This window comes from Arthrobacter sp. 'calajunan' (assembly GCF_046940185.1).
GTDB lineage: Bacteria > Actinomycetota > Actinomycetes > Actinomycetales > Micrococcaceae > Glutamicibacter > Glutamicibacter soli.
In genome coordinates this window covers 88,050-108,194 of record NZ_JBKZDY010000009.1, presented here as the reverse complement: position 1 = coordinate 108,194, position 20,145 = coordinate 88,050, and the positions used below count along the sequence as shown (strand labels likewise).

Sequence of the window (20,145 nt, the reverse complement as noted above, 5' to 3'; positions counted from 1 at the left end):
CTACTTCCCAGCCTCGTTGTCGGTGGACACCTGCGAGCGGTACTCGATGGCGTCGCGGGTCAGTTCCATGTACGCGTCCTCCAGGGTGCGCTGCAGCGGACGCAGTTCGCTGAGCACGATCCCGGCCTCCAGCGCGCGGCGGCCGATCTCCTCGGACTGAGGTCCGGTGACCTCCAGCGTGGCGGCGTCAAGCCGCCGCAGCTGCACTCCCTCGGCCGCCAGGGAGTTCATCAGCACCTCGATGTCGCGGGCGCGGACCACGGTCTGGGCCAATCCGTTGTCGATGAATTCGCTGATCGGGGCGTCGGCCATGATGCGGCCGCGGCCGATCACGATCAGGTGGTCGGCGGTCTGCGCCATCTCGCTCATCAGGTGCGAGGAAATGAACACGGTTTTCCCGGCGGCCGCCTGCTGGCGGGCCAGGTTGCGGACCCAGGCCACGCCTTCGGGGTCCAGCCCGTTGACCGGTTCGTCGAGGATGAGCACCTGCGGGTCGCCCAGCAGGGCGGTGGCGATGCCCAGCCGCTGCCCCATGCCCAGCGAGAAGCCGCCGACCTTCTTGCGCTGCACCGGCGCCAAGCCGGTCAGCTCCAGCACCTCGTCCACCCGGGACGCGGGCAGGCCGGCGGTGGCGGCCATGGCGCGCAGATGCGAGCGCGGGGTCAGCGACTTGTGGACCGATTTGGCCTCCAGCAGGGTGCCGACCTCGGTCAACGGGTGGGTGGAGGACTTGAAGTTCTTCCCGTTCACGAGCACCTGCCCGCCCGTGGGGTTTGCCAGTCCAACGATCATGCGCATGGTGGTTGATTTGCCTGCGCCGTTGGGGCCGAGGAAGCCGGTGACGATCCCCGGTTGAACCGTGAACGACGCATTGTCGACCACGGTTTTTGCACCGTATTTCTTGGTCAATTCCTGTACCTGGATCATATCTCCAGCATAGAAAATCATCCGGTTGGGCGAACCGCCCGGAATGCTGATCTTGCACCTCCCTCGAAAGGTGGATCAACGAGCGGCGGCCGCGCAGTCATATGCACCCGAAGGTGCATGCGACGGCGCGGCCGCGGGTTCTGCGGGTGCAGCTGCTAGGCGACGGCGGTGGCCACGAACAGCGCGCCGACCACCATCACCGCGAAGGGCAGGGCCAGCACGATCATGAATTTCAGGTTGTCGCGCACGATCGCCACGCATTCGCGCAGGAACGCGCTGGGACGGTAGTAGGCGGCGGTCTTGCCGCCGAAGGCGCGGGCATCCAGCCCCAGCTGCCGCGAGGCCAGCCCGGCGCGCAGCGCATGGTAGTCGCTGGTCACCAGCCACAGGCGGCCGTCGGTGCGCTGGGCGCGCACCAGCTGGTCGGAGAACTTCAGGTTCTCAATGGTGTCCTTTGCCCGGTCCTCGATGAGGATCTGCTCCTGCGGGATGCCCTGCTCGGCCAGGTAGCGGGCCATGCTCACGCCTTCGGGCTCGACCTCGTCGCGGCCCTGCCCGCCGGTGGGCACCATCAGCGGCTTCGGGTTTTCCTGCGTGCCGTAGAGCTCGATGCCCTTGTCCAGCCGCCCGCGCAGCAGCGGGGTGACCTTGCCGCCGATGGTGCGGGCGCCGAGCACCACCACCGCCGCCCCGCGGCCCTTGGCAGGGAACCGTGCGTGCACCCACGAGTACAGCAGCAGCATGGCGAAGACGCTGGCGCTGAACACGGAGGCGAAGAACATGATGAATGCCAGGGACAGGCTCCACCACTGGGAGATCACCACCAGTCCGAGCGCGGCCACCGGCAGCGCGAACACCAGGATCCCGGCGATCAGCGACAGCAGGTTGGGGATCCGCGCGCCTTCGCGGCGCCACATCAGGATGCCGTTGTAGATCAGGGCGGCGCCGAACACCACCAGCATCAGCGGCGTGAGCACCACTAGGATCGCGACCAGGAAGCCGAAGCCAGGCACGAAGCTGGTGAGCAGTTCGGAGAGCGTGGACAAGCTGGCCAGCACCAGCGGCAGCAGCGCCGCGGCGAGCACCAGTCGGCGCGGTTCCCTGCGGTACAGCAGGATGAAGGCGGCCCACAGCGCGGCGAGCAGGGCCAGTGAAATGGGGTCGTAGCCGAAGTCTTCCATCAGGATCAAGCCTAGACGGCGTTCCGCCGGGAAATGCCGAATTCGCGCTCCAGCATGGACTTGGCACCGAGGAAGCCGCCCATGCCGTGGACCGATGGGCCGGGCGGGACCGCCGAGGAGACCAGGTACAGGCCCTTGCTGCGCAGGTACCAGGGGTCGGTGGACACCAGCGGCCGGCGGACGCTGCCCAGCAGGTCCATGGTGCCGCCGGACAGGTCGCCGCCCACCAGCGCGGCGTTCTGCTTTTCCAGCCCCTGCGCGGTGACCACATGGGATTCGAGGACCAGGTCGCCGAAGCCCGGGGCGGCGGCCTCGATCATCGAGCGGATCCGCCCGCTCATGTCCGCCGGGGAGCCCAACGGCACATGGCAGTAGGCCCACAGGACCTGCCGGCCCTGCGGCGCGCGCGATCCGTCGAAGACCGAGGGCTGGGAGACGATCATGAACGGCTTGCCCGGCACGCGGCGCCTGGCTTCGCGCTCCGCCCGGCCCACCTGCGCGGCCGTCCCGCCCAGGTGCACGGTTCCGGCCTGCGCGAGCACCGGGTCCTTCCAGGGCACCGGTTCGGACAGCACGTAGTGGACCAGGCAGCTGCCCGGGGACCTGCGGGTCTTGGCCAGCGCCGCGGAGAGCGTCTGCGGCAGCCGGTTCCCGGCGATCCGCCCCGCCATCTCCGCGGAAGTGTCGAACAGGACGATGTCCTCGGACAGCTGCCCGAGGCTGGTGATGCGCCGCCCGGTGTGCAGGCGCCCGCCGTGGGCCCGAACCTGGCCGGCGAGCGCATCGGTAATCGCCTGGGATCCGCCGCGCGGGATGGGCCAGCCCTTGGCGTGCGCCGCGGCCGCCAGGAACAGTCCCGCGCCGGCGTTGGCCGGGCCGCGCGATCCCCCGGCCACGTGGGCGGAGCAGCCGGCGTACAGCGCGGCGGCGCGTTCGTGCTTCGCGGAGAACAGGTCCTTGAGTCCCATGCCGCCCAGGGTGCTGGCGCCGAAGGCGGCCAGCGTCGCCGGGTGCGAGGGGACTTTCAGCAGCGGGTTCAGCAGGGTGTCGCCCAGCTCGTCCATCCGCTGCACCAAGAAAGAGAGCAGCCGGGAGTACAGCTCCCCGCCGGCCCCCAGCTCCTGCGCGGTGCGCTCGAGGTCCCGCCAGGCGTAGGCGGTGCGGTCATCGAGCACGTGGGCGAAGGACAGCTCGGGGATGATGAAGTCCACCTCGTCCAGCACCCCCAGCTCGCGCATCGCTGGCGACTGCAAGGCCATGGGGTGCACCGCGCTGCCCAGGTCGAATCGGGCTTGGGAACCGTCCAGCGGCTGGGTGCGCGCCGCCCCGCCGAGGGTGTCGTTGGCCTCGTATACGGTGACGTCCAGCCCCGCGCGGGCGGCAACCGCGGCGGCGGCCAGCCCGTTCGGGCCGGAGCCGATGACCGCTACGGCGCTCATGCCTTGGCCTCCGGGGCCGGCGCGTTCGCCGCGTGCTCGGCGTGCTGCGGGGCGCTCGGCTTCAGGCCGCGCAGGGTGAAGGCGTCCGGCGCGCCGGCGAACGGGCCGGCCAGCGGGTCCTCCTGCCCCACCGCGCGGATCGGGTCGCGGCGCGGGTCGAGCACCGAACGCGCCACCAGATACATCAGGTACGCCAGCATCAGCATGTGGGCGAGGACCAGCACAATGTACCCGGTCTCGGGGAACACCTTGTGGATGTCTTCGGCGTCCAAGGAGTCCAGGTAGAACCAGAGCCCGTAGAAGTGGGCGACCTCCACCAGCATCCAGACCACGAACTCGCGCCACCTCGGCAGCGCCAGGGCGAACAGCGGGATCAGCCAGACGACGAACTGCGGCGAATACACCTTGTTGACCATGACGAAGGAGGCCACGATCAGGAAGGCCAGCGAGCCCAGCCGCGGGGTGCGCTTGGCAACCAGGCCGAGCACCGCGATGCCCGTGCAGCACAGGAAAAAGAGGACCAGGCCCCAGAAGGACATCTGCTGGGCGTTGAAGGGCTGGAGCGCCTCGGACTTCTCGGCCAGCAGGTTCCAGACGTGCCAGAAGCTGGAGAAGCCGGCGCCGCGCTCGGAGGAGAAGGCGAAGAAGTGCTTGAACGAGTCCGGGTAGGCCAGCGCATAGGGCAGGTTGACCAGGATCCAGGTCAGCGCCGCGGTGCCGCCAGTGACCCAGAAGGGCTTGAGCTTGCCGGTGCGCACCGCGATCACCAGCACCGCGCCGAGCACGAAGAACGGGTAGATCTTCATGGCGGTGCCCAGGCCGATGAGGATGCCCGCCAGCACCGTGTGCCTGCGCGCGAAGCTGAGCATGCCCAAGGCCAGCAGGGCCACTGCCCACAGGTCCCAGTTGACGCTCCCGGCCAGGATGATGCCCGGGGCGATGGCCACCATGGCGGCGTCCCACGGGCGGCGCGCTCCCATGCGCAGGGTGCAGACAACGGTGACGATCCACAGAATCGCCACGAGGACCAGGTTCATGTCGAAGTAGATCAGCGAGCGGTTGGCGGCCCCCTCGGGCACCAGCCAGGCCACCGCGGAGGCGACCACGCTCATCAGCACCGGATACTCGAACTGCGCTTGCGCCGAGAACGGCACCCACGGGTTCTCAGCGAAGCCGCGGGCCCCGAACAGCGGCACCCAGTCGCTGTAGCAGGCGTAGATATAGGGATTGCTGCCGCCCCAGCCGTTGACGCGGCAGGGGTTCTTGGCCAGCAGCATCAGCAGCAATGCCGCGATGGTCATCAGGATCAGCACGCGTTCCACCGTGAAGAATCCGGGGTTCACCCGTCCGGGGTCGCTGTGTCTGCCCAGCGGCCCGCCGATCACGGCGGTGAACTGGCGCAGAAACCCGTCGGCCCTCGAGGGCACGGTGATCCGCAACGGGCCCCGGGTGGACTGTGGCTGCTTAGACTCGCGCATACCCTCCAGCCTAGTAGCTGGGCCTATTTGAACGGCGCCGCCAGCTCATGTTTCATCACTTGGGTTCACAAAATTACGGGCGCCGCGGTCCACGCGCCGATGCGGGGCCGCGAAATACCCCGACGGATTCCCCGGTGCGGCCAGGCCCCCGGAAGGTCCGGAGACATGGCACCGAAGAGGGGACGGCAAGGCCTCCAGCGAACCAACAGGTAATTAAACCCGCACTTCACCCTGCGTTTACCTCAGCGCACCCGGGTGGTTAACTCGGGTGTTTAACGTCGAATTCGTGAGCAACACCAATCAGCCGCAGGTCCTGGCCATCATCCCCGCACGGGGAGGATCCAAGGGCATCGAGCTTAAGAACCTCCGCCGGATCCACGGCAAGTCCCTGCTGGGACGCGCCATCGAATCCGCCCAGGCCGCAGCCTCAGTCAGCGATGTTGTGGTGAGCACCGACCATCCCGGGATCAAGGCCGAAGCCTTGGCCTACGGGGCCCGCGTGGTGGACCGCCCGGCAGAAATCGCCGGCGACACCGCCACCAGCGAATCGGTCCTGGTCCACGTGCTTGAACGCGAACCGGACCTGCCGCAGGCCACCGTCTTCATCCAATGCACCAGCCCGTTCATCGATCCGACGGATCTGGACGCGGCGGTCAACCGGGTGCTGCGCGGCGAACTGGACGTCAGCTTCGCCGCCGTCGCCGACCACGGCTTCCACTGGTCGCTGGATGCCGCTGGGCTCGCCCAAGCGGTAGGCCACGACATGTCCGTCAGGCCCCGCCGGCAGGACCGCGAACCGCGCTTCCGCGAAACCGGCGCGTTCTACGCCATGGACTCGAAAGGCTTCCTGGCCGCGAACCACCGCTTCTTCGGACGTGTAGCGGTGCATCAAGTCCCTGCCGAGCACGGGATCGACATCGACACCGAAGCGGACCTGCTGCTGGCCTCCCTGCAGGAGGAACAGCATCTTGACCCGGTGCTGGTGGACGCGGTGGTCACCGATTTCGACGGGGTGCACACCGAAGACACCGCCTACGTCGACCAGTTCGGCACCGAAGCCGTGCGGGTATCCCGCTCGGACGGCATGGGCGTCGCCCGGCTGCGCGCCGCCGGGGTGAAGTTCCTGATCCTGTCCAAGGAAGCGAACCCCGTGGTCGCGGCCCGCGCCGCCAAGCTGAAGGTCGAGGTGGCGCACGGCATCGATAACAAGGCCGAATACCTGGCCCGCTGGCTGGCCGACGAATCCATCAACCCGGCCCGCGTGGCCTACGTCGGCAACGACGTGAACGACCTGGGCGCCATGTCCCTGGTCGGCTGGCCGGTGGCCGTGGCAGACGCCCAGCCGCAGGTGGCCCAGGCAGCCCGGCTGACCCTGGCCCGCAACGGCGGGCACGGAGCGGTGCGGGAACTGGCCGAGCTGGTGCTCGCAGCCCGCGCCGAAACCGGTGCGGCAACCCAAGAATTTACACATTTCACCCACTGAAAGGCAGTACCATGACCTCGATTACCACTGACATCAAGCCGGTAGCCATCGGCGAGAACCTGCTCGGCGCAGGACAGCAGGTCTACGTGATCGGCGAGATCGGCATCAACCACAACGGCGACATCGAAATCGCCAAGCAGCTGATCGACATCTCCGCAGAGGCAGGCGCCAACGCGGTGAAGTTCCAGAAGCGCACCCCTGAGATCTCCACCCCGCTGGACATGCGCGACAAGATCCGCTCCACCCCATGGGGCGAGATGACCTACATGGACTACCGCTACCGCGTGGAGTTCGGCGCAGAGCAGTACAAGGAGCTGATCTCCTACGCAGCTTCCAAGGGCCTGCACGCCTTCGCCTCCCCATGGGATGTGCCTTCGGTGGAATTCATGGAAGAGCAGGGCGCGGTGACCCACAAGGTCGCCTCCGCCTCGGTCACCGATATCGAGCTGCTCACCGCCCTGCGCGAAACCGGCAAGCCGATCATCCTGTCCACCGGCATGTCCACCATCGAGCAGATCGACAAGGCGGTGGAGACCCTGGGCACCAGCAACCTGGTGCTGATGCACGCCACCAGCACCTACCCGCTGCCTCCGGAAGAGGCCAACCTGCGCATGATCGAGACCCTGCGCGACCGCTACCAGGTGCCGGTGGGCTATTCGGGCCACGAGCGCGGCCTGCAGATCTCGCTGGCAGCCGTCGCCCTGGGCGCGGTGACCGTGGAACGCCACATCACCCTTGACCGCACCATGTGGGGCTCGGACCAGGCCTCCAGCCTCGAGCCGAAGGGCTTCGCCTCGCTGATCCGCGACATCCGCATCCTGGAAGAAGCCATGGGCGACGGCGTGAAGAAGGTCTTCCCGGGCGAGCTGGCCCCGCTGTCCCGCCTGCGCCGCGTGGACGGCTAGGCAGTTCCCGCACCGCAGTCCCCGGCGGCCGGACCATCCCGGTCCGGCCGCTTAGGTGTTATCCACCTCCACCAGCACCGAACACAAGGAAGCCGAGCAGCAATGACGAGCTTGACCCCCGGCCGCATCTCCGTGGTCATCCCGGCCTACAACCAGGAGGCGTACATCTGCGATGCGCTGGCCTCGCTGGCCCGGCAGAAGCTGGGCCGCTGGGACCTCGAGGTGCTGGTGGTAGACGATGCCTCCACCGATGCAACCGCCGCGCTGGTGGAAAGCTTCATCGACTCGCTGCCCGGGTTGCGGCTGGTCCGGCTGACGCAGAACGCAGGGGTTTCCGCGGCCCGCAACGCCGGGCTGCAGCTGGCGACCGGCGAGTATTTCACTTTCCTGGATCCCGACGACTGGTACAGCCCCGAGCACCTGGCCGTGCTGGCCGACGCGCTGACCGGGCTGCACGTGGACTTCGTGCGCAGCGACCACGTGCGCGTCACCGGCACCAACCGGGTCATCCACCGCGCCCCGCAGGCGTTGCGCGGCATGCCGCTGAATCCGGCGGACGACATCGAGCCGATCGATTCGCCCTCCATGGTCGACTACGCGTTCGTCTGGGCGGGCATGTACCGCACCGAGCTGATGCGCCAGCGCGGCCTGTTCTACTTCGACGCGGACCTGAGCAGCGCCGAGGACCGGCTGTGGCTGTGGAAGGTGCACCTGGGCACCACACGCTATGCCGTGGTCTCCTCCCCCAGCGTGTTCTACCGCCGCGGGCTGCCCGGTTCGCTGACCCAGGTATTCGACGAACGCCAGCTCGGGTTCATCCCCGCCTACGAGCGGATTCTGGCCGCCGTGCGCAGCCACCCGGACGCCGAGCGCCATCTGCCCAAGGCGCTGCGCCAGTTCTTCGCGATCGTCTGCCACCACGAGAAGCGCGCCAAGCACTACCCGCCGGCCGTGCGGCTGGCCATGAAGCAGCAGCTGCGCCAGGTCTTCACCTCGATCGACCCGCAGTCCGCCCTGCAGGTAGCGCTCGAGATGGATGTGGCCCGCCGCCGCCATATCCTCTCCTTCCTGCAGCCCGGAACGATCGGAGCCGCCAAGTGATCGCATTAGTCGAGGCCAGCAGCTATTTCCAGCTCGCTTCCCTGGCCGCCATGGCCGATGCAGGCCTGCTCCCGGCCGCTGACGAGCGCATCCTGGTGCTGGCCAACGGCTCCCAGGTGCCGGAGCTGACCACACCCTTGCAGGACTCCCCCGGCTTCGAGCAGCTCGCCGCGCGCTTCGACCGCGTGGTCGACTACGCGCAGCTGATGGCCCCGCGCCGCCCCGCGCAGTTCAACCCGCGCGAGGACGAGCTGATGGTCTTCGAGCGGCTGCTGCGCGACGCCTGGGACCTGGACGACGAGCCGTTGCTGCTGGTGCTGGAATCCATCCAGGTCAACCCGTCACAGGCGCTGGCCAGGATCTTCTTCGACGCGGAGATCTGGGTGCACTCGGACGGGCTGATGTCCTACGGGCCCACCCGCAACCGCCTGGCCATGCCGCTGCGCCAGCGCATCACCCGCACCCTGCACGTGGACCTGGTGCCGGGGCTCGAGCCGGCGCTGCTGGCCGAGCTGAACCCGCTGCGCGAGGTGCTGCCAGCCTCCGCGCTGGCCGTCGTGTTCGAGCAGCTGGCCGCGCAGGCAAGACTCGAGCTGCCGCAGGGCGCGGCGCTGGTGCTCGGGCAGTACCTCGGCTCGCTGGGGCTGCTGGATTCCGAGGAGGAATTCGAGCTGCACCTGCAGATGCTGCGCGAGGTCGGCGCCGCGGGGCTGGACACCGTGCTGTTCAAGGCCCACCCCTCGGCCAGCCCCACTGCCGCAGTCCGGCTGGCCCAGGCCGCCGCGGACCTGGGGCTTGAATTCCGGCTGCTGCGCACCGACCACCTGGCCGAAACCGTGATCGCGCTGGCCCGGCCGCAGCTGGTGGTCTCCTGCTTCTCCACGGGCCTGGCCACCGCCCGCTACATCCTGGATACCGAGGTGCGCGCCGTGGGCACCGGCATGATGTTGCAGGCGCTGGCGCCGTACGAGAACTCGAACCGGATCCCGCTGTCGATCATCCATGCCTTGTTCGTCCAAGACCTGCCGGTCCCCCGGGACAGCGGGGACTTGGCCGGGCAGGACATGCTCTCGAGGTTGCTGGCCGCGGTTTCCTTCTGCATGCAGTCGGCCCGGGTCCCGCACCTGCGTGATCAAGCGTCGGCCTTCCTGGAAGAGCACTATGCCGAGTTCTCGGCGCATTTCAAGCGCCGCCGGATCACCAAGCTGGGGCTCCCGCCGCTCTGGGCCCATCTGCCGGCCCGCCGTAGCCTGCCCTCGAAGGTCCGCGGGGCCTCGCGCCACGTGCTGCGCCGCGGCTCCAAGGGGCTGGATTCCTTGTCCAAGTCGCTGAGCCGCCTGGCCCAATGACCGTCGCCGTCCGCAGCGAAGGATTCTCCCGTTCCATGTCCATTAATCTGTCCCGCCACGACACTTCCGAGGTGCCGCGCCCGCGCTTCGGCGCGGCCTCGGTTTGGGTGGAGTCCCCGCTGCAGCTGCTCTCCGCGGTGGAGACCCACGCGGCCGGCCTGCTGGGCCATGAGGTGCGCATCGTGCCGCGGCAGGGTATGCCGTTGGAAGCCACGACTCAGGCCCTGTTGGCCCAGGCGCCGGCCGGTGTGGAATTCGTGCAGGCTGCGCGGAAGCCGCCGGCGCCGAAGTCCTCCACCGACCGTTTCGTCGCCGGGGACGCCTACTCGGGCAAGGTCCAGCGCGCGCTGCTGGCCGGGGTGAAAGCCAAGGAAGTTGTCATCATCGACGACGGCCTGGCCACGTTGGCATTGATCAACCAGCTGGTGGCCGAGGAACCGGCCCCACTGGTCCGCGCTCGTGCCAGGAATTCCGCCGCGCGCACCGCCATGGGCCTGGCCATGTGGCACCGGCTGCGCCAGCTGGCCCGCGAGGGCCGGTTGCTGATCGTCTCCGCGCTGCTGGTCTCCCCCGACACCCAGCGCCGCATGGCCGAGCTGGGCATCAAATTTGCGCAGCATAAGTTCGAATGGCTTTCGACCCAGCCGGTGGCCGAACGCTTCACCGAGCCGACGCTGCTGATAGGCTCCGCCATGGCGGCCGACGGCCTGATCCATGAGGAGCCCTATCTCCAATGGATCAAGTCCATCGCCGCAGACGGTCCGGTCGCGTATTTTCCGCACCGCCGCGAAACCGCAGAATTCCTGGAGAAGATCAGCCAGATCAGAAACGTTGTGCCCAAGCAGCACACGGTTCCGATCGAGATGCGGTTGCGTGTGCTGCGTCCCGGCCAGGAAATCCGCGCACTGCCTTCGACAGTCATCCCGTCCCTGCGCCTGCTGCTGGGCAATGACGCGCGGCAGCTCTATCCCCAAGCAGTCCCGGAATCATGGTGGACTGAGTCAACCCCGGTGCCGCTGCGCGAACACCTTTCCAGCTCTCTGAAGGTTTGAAATGTTCGTGAATCCATCCATTCTCGCCATCGCCGATTCTGATTCCTACCTGAAGCTGGCAGTGACCTTCCTGGACCGGCTCGGCCCTGCGTGGGACCGTCGGGTTGCCCTGGTTCGCACACCGGTGATGCCTACTGAGGAACAGATTGCCGCGGCGTTCGCCGGAACTAGCTTGGACCAGCGAGACCTGCAATTCATGACGCTGCATCAGCTGAATGCGGATTCGATCCCCGAGGACATCGTGTTCGCCGCGGCCACCGGGCCGGTGGTCGCCGAAGCCTATTCGCGGATCCTGCGCTCGGAACCGGCGCAGACGCGCCGTACCGCCTTGGTCTCCGCGCTCCCCGGTGTCGCCTACCCGGCTACTGCGAAGGGATGGAACTACCGCCGCGCCGGGGATGCGTTCATCTGCCATTCGCACGCCGAGGCCCGGGATTTCTCGTTCATGACGGAGGAACAGCCGGGTCACCATCCGACCATCATGGTCAGCAAGCTGCCATTCCTGCATTCGGCCGGGTTCCCGCCGGTGACCCATGGAGAGATCCGGAGGGTCGTTTTCGCTCCGCAGGCAAAAGTTCCCTACACCCGAGAAGACCGCGAAAAAATCCTGCTGGCCCTCGAGCGGGCCGCACGGCTGAACCCAGGTCTCGAAGTGGTCGTCAAGTTGCGGGCCCGCGCAGGAGAACCGCAGACCCATCTTGAAGCATTCCCCTATGATCAGCTCTGCGACGAGCTTCAGGCCGCCGGCAGGCTGGGGCCTCATTCCCACCTGAGATTCGAAACCGGCACAATGTCCAACGCGCTGACGCCCTGCAGCGCGCTAGTGACAGTATCGTCGACTGCCGCGCTCGAGTCATTGGATCGAGGACTGCCAACAATGATCCTTTCGGATTTCGGTGTGAACGAACAGATGATTAATGAGGTTTTCCGCGGATCGAACATTCTCGGCACCATGGATGAGCTCGAAGCCCTCAATTTCCCGGTTCCCGCCAAGGCCTGGTTAAGGGAGAATTATTTCCACCGGATGGACGGCAGTTTTCACGAGTCGATGGCGATCCTGGCTTATCAGGCTCGTCAAGGCCGGCTGGTGACCGACGCTGAAATTCTTGCGTTGGTCAGGAACCAGCCGATGCGTCAGCGGCTGCGCACAGCGCTTCCCACGCCCGTAGTGCGCATATTGCAGAAAATTAGAAGATTCCTGAACAACGATGGCCGGCAAGACCTCAAATCTTCGTCATGAGCAAAATTCGTTTTGATACTGACAGTTATTTATCGCTAACAAAATGGTCACTGTCATCAGTTAACAGCCTTACACACCTGTACAAAATGCCAGTTATTTAACGTCATGGGCAATCATTGCATTGCTCGAAGCACGCCCGTATTCGGACATTCGAGCGCCAACTACTGCATTTACCGGCAATTCCGGGAATGTTTCCGGGTCCTGAGGACTTAAGATCAGTAGGGGCATATCTCTGTGCCGCGTCTTCTGCGCGCCCAGTTGCCCGGAGGTTTATACATTTCAATAAGGAGTTCATGTGTCGGCGAACCCGATTCGCGTTGCCATCGTTGGCGTAGGTAACTGCGCCACTTCACTCATCCAAGGTGTCGAGTACTACCGGAATGCCGATGCAGATTCCACCGTTCCCGGTTTGATGCATGTGCAGTTCGGCCAATACCACGTCGGCGACGTGCAATTCGTCAGCGCCTTTGATGTCGACGCCAAGAAGGTCGGCCTCGATCTGTCCGAGGCAATTCTCGCCAGCGAGAACAACACCATCAAGATTGCCGATGTCCCCACCACTGGCGTGACCGTCAAGCGCGGCCACACCCTGGACGGCCTGGGCAAGTACTACCGCCAGACCATCGAAGAATCGGCATCCGAGCCGGTCGATGTTGTCCAGACCCTGAAGGACGACAAGGTCGACGTGCTGGTCTGCTACCTGCCGGTTGGATCCGAGCAGGCCGCGAAGTTCTACGCACAGTGCGCCATTGACGCTGGCGTTGCCTTCGTCAACGCCCTGCCGGTGTTCATCGCAGGTACCCCGGAGTGGGCCCAGAAGTTCACTGATGCAGGCGTTCCGATCGTGGGCGACGACATCAAGTCCCAGATCGGCGCCACCATCACGCACCGTGTGATGGCCAAGCTGTTCGAAGACCGCGGCGTGGTGCTCGACCGCACCTACCAGCTCAACGTCGGCGGCAACATGGACTTCAAGAACATGCTCGAGCGCGATCGCCTGGAATCCAAGAAGATCTCCAAGACCCAGGCCGTCACCTCCAACACCTCGGCCGAACTGGGCGAGGACGACGTGCACATCGGCCCGTCGGACTATGTTGCTTGGCTTGACGACCGCAAGTGGGCATTCGTGCGCCTCGAGGGCCGCAACTTCGGCGATGCCCCGGTCAATCTCGAATACAAGCTGGAGGTCTGGGATTCCCCGAACTCCGCTGGTGTCATCATCGACGCCGTGCGCGCCGCCAAGATCGCGCTGGACCGCGGTATCGGCGGACCGATCCTGTCGGCATCCAGCTACTTCATGAAGTCGCCACCAGAGCAGTACGACGACGAGAGCGCCCGCCAGAAGGTCGAAGCCTTCATCCGCGGAGACGTCGAGCGCTAAGCTTCGCCAATTCAACAGCCGGTGCTGAAATCCTTGATTTCAGCACCGGCTGTTGTTGTTGCCGCAGTATTTGATTCAAATCCGAGATGGGGCCTTGTTCGTTCCGATTCCGACGGCCATCCGCATCTATCCATTAATGCGGGAAGCCCGCCGGCTTGCAGGCCGGCGGGCCTCTGAGAATTGATCGGCGAGTTCATAACGTACTCCTTGGTTCGATGGTGCTGATAACGGTAATGGCGCTATCAGTACTTATCGAATGCGGAAGTACATTTCTGGCGGCACGTGGTTCTTCAACTCACGCTGGCGCATGTTACGGCTGAATTCGGCGCTATCAAGGTATTTGTTCTTTCGCTTGTCCTGGCGTCTTGTCATTTGCTTTCCCTCCTTTCGCGCATGGTCAGAGGTGAAGGAAGATCTTGACGGGTTGTAGAGATTGCACGAGCCTTCAGGCTTTCCGGTCCAGCGAAGATTAGTTCCGAGGTCCGAACTGCGCGTTGGGCTGCCGTGGCGAAAAGTGGAGCAGACATGAAAAAAGTTCCTAAGGTGCGAGTCGATTACTGACTTTCAACCTCAGGAACTATGTCGTGATGCCTAGATGATTTTAGGAATCCGCTGTTCCGGAGGTTGGGGAGACGAAGCGATGGCCATTGGGCGCAGAAATGCCATTGCCGGATCGCACCGGGCGATCGGTCATAAAGGTCTGATTCATATTCATCGTGTCCCACCTCCTAAAATCTGCTCTGAGTCAATCGCGTTCAACGCGAGACTGTATTTGGATAACTTTTCGATTCGGAATTCTCATTGAGACTTCCCAATCACAGTATTCAGCATACATGGGCAAATGCACCTACGCCAGCTATTTCAATATTTTATTTAAGCAAATTTCAGCTGGGAACACGGAGAGCCTGATTTCCCGCAGGGAATCAGGCTCTCCGTTATCAAACTAGTCAGACGCTACTATTCAGTAACGCTCGGTTGGGACTCCGGCTGCTGCGCCCACCATTGGCGCAGTCGCTCGCTGGCGATTTCCTCACCCAGCACGCCTTCGTCAAGACGCAGGTTCAGCATGAACTTGTAGGCTCGGCCTACTACCGGGCCCGGGCGAATTCCGAGGATAGCCATGATCTGCTCGCCGCCCAAGTCCGGGCGGATCGAATCAAGCTCTTCCTGCTCGGCAATGGCAGCGATACGCGCCTCGAGGTCGTCGTAGGCGAAGGCGAGCCGTTCTGCCTTCCTCCGGTTGCGCGTCGTGACGTCCGAGCGGGTCAGCCGGTGTAGCCGCTCCAGCAGACTGCCGGCATCCGTCACGTAGCGGCGCACCGCCGAGTCGGTCCATCCGGCGTCTCCGTAGCCGTAGAATCGCATGTGCAGCTCGACCAGGCGAGCCACCGCCTTGGTGGTGTCCTTGTCGAAACGCAGGGCGCGCATGCGCGCCTTGACCAGCTTGGAGCCAACCATGTCGTGATGGCGGAAAGATACTGCGCCGCTAGGCTCGAACTTCCGGGTCGCCGGCTTTCCCACGTCGTGCATGAGCGCGGCGAAGCGCAGAATGAAGTCCGGACCGGGCACAGCGCCTTCCGCATCCGTTTCAAGTTCCACGGCCTGCTCGAGCACCGTCAGCGAATGCTGGTACACATCCTTGTGGCGGTGGTGTTCGTCGATTTCCAGACGCAGGGCAGAGACCTCGGGCAGAACACGATCGGCAAGGCCGGTATCCACCAGCAGATCGATGCCCGCGCGGGGATCCGCTCCGTTGATCAGCTTGACCAGCTCATCGCGCACGCGCTCGGCGGAGATGATCTCGATGCGATCGGTCATTTCGCTCATGGCCTGACGTACTTCCGAGCTCACTTCGATCTTCAGCTGCGAGGCGAAACGTGCCGCGCGCATCATGCGCAGCGGATCGTCAGAGAAGGAGATGTCCGGCGAACCGGGAGTGCGGATCTGCTGGTCGGTCAGCGACGAGACGCCGTCAAATGGGTCAACCAGCTCCAGCTCCGGCAGGCGCAGCGCCATGGCATTCATGGTGAAGTCGCGGCGGAAAAGGTCATCATGCAGGTTGTCGCCAAAGGCCACCACCGGCTTGCGGGAATCCTTGTCATAGGCATCAGCTCGGTAGGTCGTGACCTCAAGGGTGTGCTCGCCCTTCTTGAAGGCGATGGTGCCGAACTCCCGACCCACATCCCAGGTATTGTCCGCCCAGCCGGAAACAATCTTCAAGGTTTCCTCGGGCCGTGCGCTGGTGGTGAAGTCGAGATCGGGCGAAACCCTGCCAAGGTACAGGTCGCGGACCGGACCGCCCACCAGGGATAGCTCATGACCTGCCCGGACGAATCGGTCGGCGAGCTCAAAAATGACCGAAGGCAGGATTTGACGCAGCGCGTCATGAGTGGGGAGTGCATGCATAGTTCCTTAAGCGTGCCAGAAATCCCGCGAGTTTGCTTCAAAAATCAGTGACATTGCCAGCGAGATCACTTACTTGCCCACGTCGATAAGGCGAAGGAGGGCACTTTCTAGATAGAGTGGATTCATGAACCGACCGATCCCGTCTGCCCCAAAGCGCACGCCGTTGACTGCGTCAATGGCCCGCGCGCAGGCAACTGGCGGTCACACGAGTCTGCCAACCGTCGAGGAAGTCTCCTCCGGAGGCATCGTCATCGACTTCGAGAAACCGGATTTTCCGGTGGCGATCATCGCGCGCTACAACCGTGGCGGACGCCTTGAATGGTGCCTGCCCAAGGGCCACCCGGAAGGCGAAGAAACCAACGAGGAAGCGGCCATCCGCGAAATCGAGGAGGAAACCGGCATCGCCGGGCAGATCCTCGCACCCCTAGGTTCGGTTGACTACTGGTTCACCGTGACGAATTATCGGGTGCACAAGACCGTGCACCATTTCCTACTGGAAGCCACCGGCGGGCATCTGACCATCGAGAACGATCCCGATCACGAAGCCGTGGATGTTGCCTGGGTGCCGCTCGATGCCCTGGGCAAACGCCTGTCCTTCCCCAATGAGCGCCGGATTGCAGAACTGGCACGCGAGGTTCTAACGAAGTATGTCTCAGGTTCCTAATTCCTTTCAGGGCTCCGACCACCCGGTAACCGGAGCTTTGGAAATGGTTCCCGAACCGGCAGCCAAGACCCCGGCCGCCTCCGGCGGTTCCAGGTCGAAGGTCTATGCCCTGATGGCCTCGGGCACCCTGGTGTCCCGAATCCTGGGCTTCGTGCGCACGGCGCTGCTGGCCATGGCCATTGGCTCGGTGACCTCGGTGGCGGACATCTTCGAGAAGGCGAACGTCATCCCGACGATCATCTTCATGCTGCTGGCCGGCGGCATCTTCAACGTGGTGCTGATCCCACAGCTGATCAAGGCCTCCAAGGCCGCGGACCGGGGCGCCGCCTACACCTCCAAGCTCATCACCCTCACGATGGTTGTCATGGGCGCGATGGCCGTGATTCTCACGCTGTGCGCCAGGCCCCTGATCGTGGCATTGACCCACAACTGGACCGAGCCGATGATCGTGCTGGGCACGGCCTTCGCCTACTGGTCGCTGCCGCAGGTCTTCTTCTACGGCCTGTACGCGGTGCTCGGTCAGGTGCTCAACGCCAACGGCAGGTTCGCGGCGTTCATGTGGGCCCCTGCGGTCAACAACATCATCCAGCTGCTGGTCATCGGCGCATTCATCATCACCTTCGGTGCCTACTCCTCCGGCGACCCGATGGATACCTGGACCACCGGCAAAACCATCTGGCTGGCCGGCGGAGCGACGTTGGGCATCGTGATGCAGTCGGTTGTGCTGCTGTGGCCCCTGAAGAAGACCGGGCTGAAGCTCAAGCTCGATTTCTCTTGGCGCGGCATGGGACTGCGACACGTGGGCAAGCTGGCCATCTGGACCTTGGCCGCCATGGTCATCGGCAACGTCTCCTCGCTGCTGTACTCAAAGATCGTCTCCGCCGCGACCGCGGCGCGTACCGAGCTGCCTCCCGAACAGGCTGCCTCCGTGGCCGGCGAGTACGCGCTGAACACCTCGCAGCTGATCACCGTGCTGCCGCACTCGCTGTTCGCGCTGACCGTCGCCACCGTGCTGTTCAATGACTTCACCCGCGCCTTCCACGAGAACCGCCGCAAGGACGTCGGCGGCCTGCTCAGCCAGGGCATGCGTTCGACCGCGATTCCCATCGTCTTCTGCACGCTGGTCTTCATCGTGCTCGCCGGCCCGCTGGGACGCCTGTTCGCCGGCAACTCCGAGTACGCCGCGCAGGCCGCCGGTGCGCTGGGCCAGCTGCTGGTGCTGACCGCGCTGGGCCTGCCGTTCAAGTCCCTGCAGTTCTTCATGCTGCGCGTGTTCTTCGCCGACGAGGACACCCGCACCCCGATGCTGATCCAGACGGCCACCGCCGCCCTGGGCCTGGTGCTCGCGTTCACCGCGGCCGCCGTGGTCGACCCGCTGCACATCGCCTCCGCCATCGCGTTCATCTACGGCCTGACCAACGTGCTCGGCGCGATCGGCACGCACTACCTGGTCAAATGCCGGTACGGCGACTACGGCATCACCGGGGTCATCGACACCTACGTGCGCATCGGCTGGATGGCCACCGTTTCAGCCCTGGTGGGCTGTCTGGTGCTGTGGCTCATGGGCGGTTTCAACTTCGGATTCGCCTACGACTCGCTGATCACCGCCATCATCACGGTGGTCGTCGTGGGCGGCGTCATGGCCGTGGTCTTCATCGGTTTGCTCTACAAGACCAAGGTTCCTGAACTGGACGGGTTCCTGGGCCCCCTGCTGCGCCGAATCCCGGGACTCAAGCGGTAGCGCAGACACCGCGAAGAACCACGGTGATTCTGCCCGAATAGGCACCAATCCACGGACCTCGGCAGGTAACATGGCAGATGGCGGTGCCTCACTGCCATCGAACCGCAAACCAACCCCTTGGAGATGCACGTGTCGCAGCCAATCGATGTCGGCTCCGTTCTCAGCGGCCGTTACCAGGTCACCGAGACCGTCTTGTCGTCCGCAGAAGGCGATCTGGTCCTGAGCGGCATCGATCAGGTGCTCAACCGCGCGGTGAGCATCATGGTGGCATCGGTTCACAATTCCTCCCAGCTGGCCACCAGCGCCCGTGAAATCGCCATGGGCGAACGCACGGCCAACGTCCAGGTCCTGGATTTGGGCATCACCGATTCGAATCAGACCTATCTGGTCGCCAACGTGGCCCGCTCCTCGGACATGCTGGACCTGGTGCTGGAAACGGACGACGCCCCGTACGTGGAACCGTTCTTCACCGACACCTTGGGCACCGAGATCTTCGGCGAATCACGCCAATCCGTCCCCCAGACTTACGAAGACGACGCCGAGTACTACGAGAACCTGCGCTACGAGGACGCTCCCGAGCAGCAGGGCAAGGTCGGCACCGCGCTGTCCAACGGTTTCGCCGGTTTCAAGAACCGCTTCGGCAAGAAGAACCAGCAGCCTGCCGAGGACGTCTACGACGACTCGGACTACCAGCAGGACGACTACCAGCAGGCTGAGGCGCCGGCAGAAGCCGACGACCAGACCGCTCCCAACGCCCAGGTGCCTCCGACTGCCGCCACTCCGATGGCTCCGGCGCAGCACGGGGCTTCCAAGCCGAAGGTGACCCGGCTGGATGACAAGGACGAGCCCAACGTCACCGCGACAGCTGCCTTGGCCGCCGCGGCACAGTCCAAGGGCCAGGCTTCCAAGACCAAACCTGAAGAATCCAGGCCCCAGCAGCAGAAGCAGCAACCCAAGGCCCAGCAGCCCAAGCCTGCCGCCGCCTCGAACGACGCCAAGAAGAAGGCCGCAGCGGCGGCTGCCGGCGTCGCAGCCGGTGCTGCTGCATCCAAGGCCTCAACCTTCCCGGCAGCGGCCAAGAACGCCCCGGTGCAGAATCAGGACGTCGAGCAGGTGGACGACGAGGAGAGCACCTCACGCGGCACCCGCCTGCTGGTCGGCGCCGTACTGGTGATCGTCCTGGTCATCGGTGTGGTCTTCGCCTTCAACTTCCTGGGTGGCGACAAGGACAACGTGGCCGAAAACAACGGCGCCACGACCACCAGCGAAGCTCCAACCACCCCGGGTGAGTCCAAGACCCCTGAGGAATCCGAGGCTCCATCGCTGCCGGCACCGGCCATCGCCGACGTCTCACGACTGGTTCCGGGCAACCAGGAATTGAACTCGGCAACCGACGATACCTTGTCGAAGATGACTGACGGCAACGCCTCGAGCAGCTACAAGTCCTTCTCGTACACCACAGGAAACTTCGGCGGATTCGCCTCGAACATGGTTTTCATCCTCGAACTTGAAGAGAAGTCGGCTGTTTCCGAGATCTCGCTGGACGGCCTGAACGCCACCGGTGGCGCCTACGAAATTCTCGTGGGCAGCTCGGATGATCTGGGCAGCGCCACGTCCGTGGCCAAGGGTTCCTTCTCCGGGCCGTCGGTCACCGTACCGGTCAAGGATGGGGACAAGGACTTCATGGAAGGCCAGTACATCTTCCTGAATGTCACCGATCTGCCTCGGCGGGCCTCGGGAGCCAATCCTGATCGTCCGTACGGCCTGCAGATCGGCGAGTTCTCCGCCAAGTAACACG

Annotated in this window: 16 protein-coding genes; 10 read left to right on the top strand and 6 right to left on the bottom strand. The window is 64.7% G+C overall.

Annotated elements, in window-relative coordinates:
- The 4 genes from RF641_RS14160 to RF641_RS14145 form a co-directional block, all read right to left on the bottom strand.
- Entirely contained in the window at nt 1–927 is a 927-nt protein-coding gene (locus tag RF641_RS14160; RefSeq protein ID WP_047120547.1) for an ABC transporter ATP-binding protein, read from the bottom strand.
- A gap of 155 nt (nt 928–1,082) precedes the next feature.
- Nucleotides 1,083–2,108, bottom strand: a complete 1,026-nt coding sequence (locus tag RF641_RS14155; RefSeq protein WP_424573455.1) for a YdcF family protein — start codon at nt 2,106–2,108, stop codon at nt 1,083–1,085.
- 11 nt (nt 2,109–2,119) lie between these two features.
- A complete protein-coding gene (locus RF641_RS14150) occupies nt 2,120–3,547 on the bottom strand; it encodes a phytoene desaturase family protein (RefSeq protein ID WP_424573428.1) in 1,428 nt (475 codons plus the stop codon).
- Entirely contained in the window at nt 3,544–5,025 is a 1,482-nt protein-coding gene (locus RF641_RS14145) for a glycosyltransferase family 87 protein (RefSeq protein ID WP_424573427.1), read from the bottom strand. Before RF641_RS14145 ends, RF641_RS14150 begins: the two co-directional genes overlap by 4 nt.
- A gap of 286 nt (nt 5,026–5,311) precedes the next feature.
- Here RF641_RS14145 and RF641_RS14140 point away from each other — a divergent pair, with 286 nt between their 5' ends.
- The 7 genes from RF641_RS14140 (at nt 5,312) to RF641_RS14110 (ending at nt 13,536) form a co-directional block, all read left to right on the top strand.
- On the top strand, nt 5,312–6,508 hold the full coding sequence (locus tag RF641_RS14140) for an acylneuraminate cytidylyltransferase (RefSeq protein WP_113607282.1): 1,197 nt from the start codon (nt 5,312–5,314) through the stop codon (nt 6,506–6,508).
- Between the two features lie 11 nt (nt 6,509–6,519).
- Entirely contained in the window at nt 6,520–7,413 is an 894-nt protein-coding gene (locus RF641_RS14135; RefSeq protein ID WP_424573426.1) for an N-acetylneuraminate synthase family protein, read from the top strand.
- Nucleotides 7,414–7,515: 102 nt separating this feature from the next.
- Nucleotides 7,516–8,514 carry a glycosyltransferase family 2 protein gene (locus RF641_RS14130; protein WP_424573425.1) on the top strand — a complete coding sequence of 333 codons (999 nt, stop codon included), beginning with the start codon at nt 7,516–7,518 and terminating at the stop codon, nt 8,512–8,514.
- Nucleotides 8,511–9,863 (top strand): polysialyltransferase family glycosyltransferase, encoded by a 1,353-nt coding sequence (locus RF641_RS14125; RefSeq protein ID WP_113607279.1) that lies wholly within the window; start codon nt 8,511–8,513, stop codon nt 9,861–9,863. The genes RF641_RS14130 and RF641_RS14125 overlap by 4 nt, the downstream gene beginning before the upstream one ends.
- Before the next feature lie 35 nt (nt 9,864–9,898).
- The gene (locus tag RF641_RS14120) at nt 9,899–10,915 is read left to right on the top strand and encodes a hypothetical protein (RefSeq protein ID WP_113607396.1); all 1,017 of its coding nucleotides are present in this window, start codon (nt 9,899–9,901) and stop codon (nt 10,913–10,915) included.
- 1 nt (nt 10,916) lies between these two features.
- Nucleotides 10,917–12,155: a DUF6716 putative glycosyltransferase gene (locus tag RF641_RS14115; RefSeq protein ID WP_424573424.1), complete on the top strand. Its 1,239-nt coding sequence runs from the start codon at nt 10,917–10,919 to the stop codon at nt 12,153–12,155.
- Nucleotides 12,156–12,450: 295 nt separating this feature from the next.
- Nucleotides 12,451–13,536 (top strand): inositol-3-phosphate synthase, encoded by a 1,086-nt coding sequence (locus tag RF641_RS14110; RefSeq protein ID WP_047120555.1) that lies wholly within the window; start codon nt 12,451–12,453, stop codon nt 13,534–13,536.
- A 249-nt stretch (nt 13,537–13,785) separates the two neighbouring features.
- Here the strand turns inward: RF641_RS14110 and RF641_RS14105 are convergent, their stop codons facing one another.
- Together RF641_RS14105 and RF641_RS14100 are read right to left on the bottom strand one after the other, a co-directional pair.
- Nucleotides 13,786–13,908, bottom strand: a complete 123-nt coding sequence (locus RF641_RS14105; protein WP_272926284.1) for a hypothetical protein — start codon at nt 13,906–13,908, stop codon at nt 13,786–13,788.
- 585 nt (nt 13,909–14,493) lie between these two features.
- A complete protein-coding gene (locus tag RF641_RS14100; RefSeq protein ID WP_053799276.1) occupies nt 14,494–15,942 on the bottom strand; it encodes a CCA tRNA nucleotidyltransferase in 1,449 nt (482 codons plus the stop codon).
- Between the two features lie 124 nt (nt 15,943–16,066).
- Here RF641_RS14100 and RF641_RS14095 point away from each other — a divergent pair, with 124 nt between their 5' ends.
- The 3 genes from RF641_RS14095 (at nt 16,067) to RF641_RS14085 (ending at nt 20,141) form a co-directional block, all read left to right on the top strand.
- Complete coding sequence (locus RF641_RS14095) at nt 16,067–16,606, top strand: NUDIX domain-containing protein (RefSeq protein WP_047120557.1); 540 nt, start codon at nt 16,067–16,069, stop codon at nt 16,604–16,606.
- Nucleotides 16,607–16,649: 43 nt separating this feature from the next.
- Complete coding sequence (gene murJ / locus RF641_RS14090; protein WP_047120558.1) at nt 16,650–18,347, top strand: murein biosynthesis integral membrane protein MurJ; 1,698 nt, start codon at nt 16,650–16,652, stop codon at nt 18,345–18,347.
- 129 nt (nt 18,348–18,476) lie between these two features.
- Nucleotides 18,477–20,141, top strand: coding sequence for a hypothetical protein (locus RF641_RS14085; protein WP_424573423.1), 1,665 nt, complete (start codon nt 18,477–18,479; stop codon nt 20,139–20,141).
- Nucleotides 20,142–20,145 lie beyond the last annotated feature (4 nt).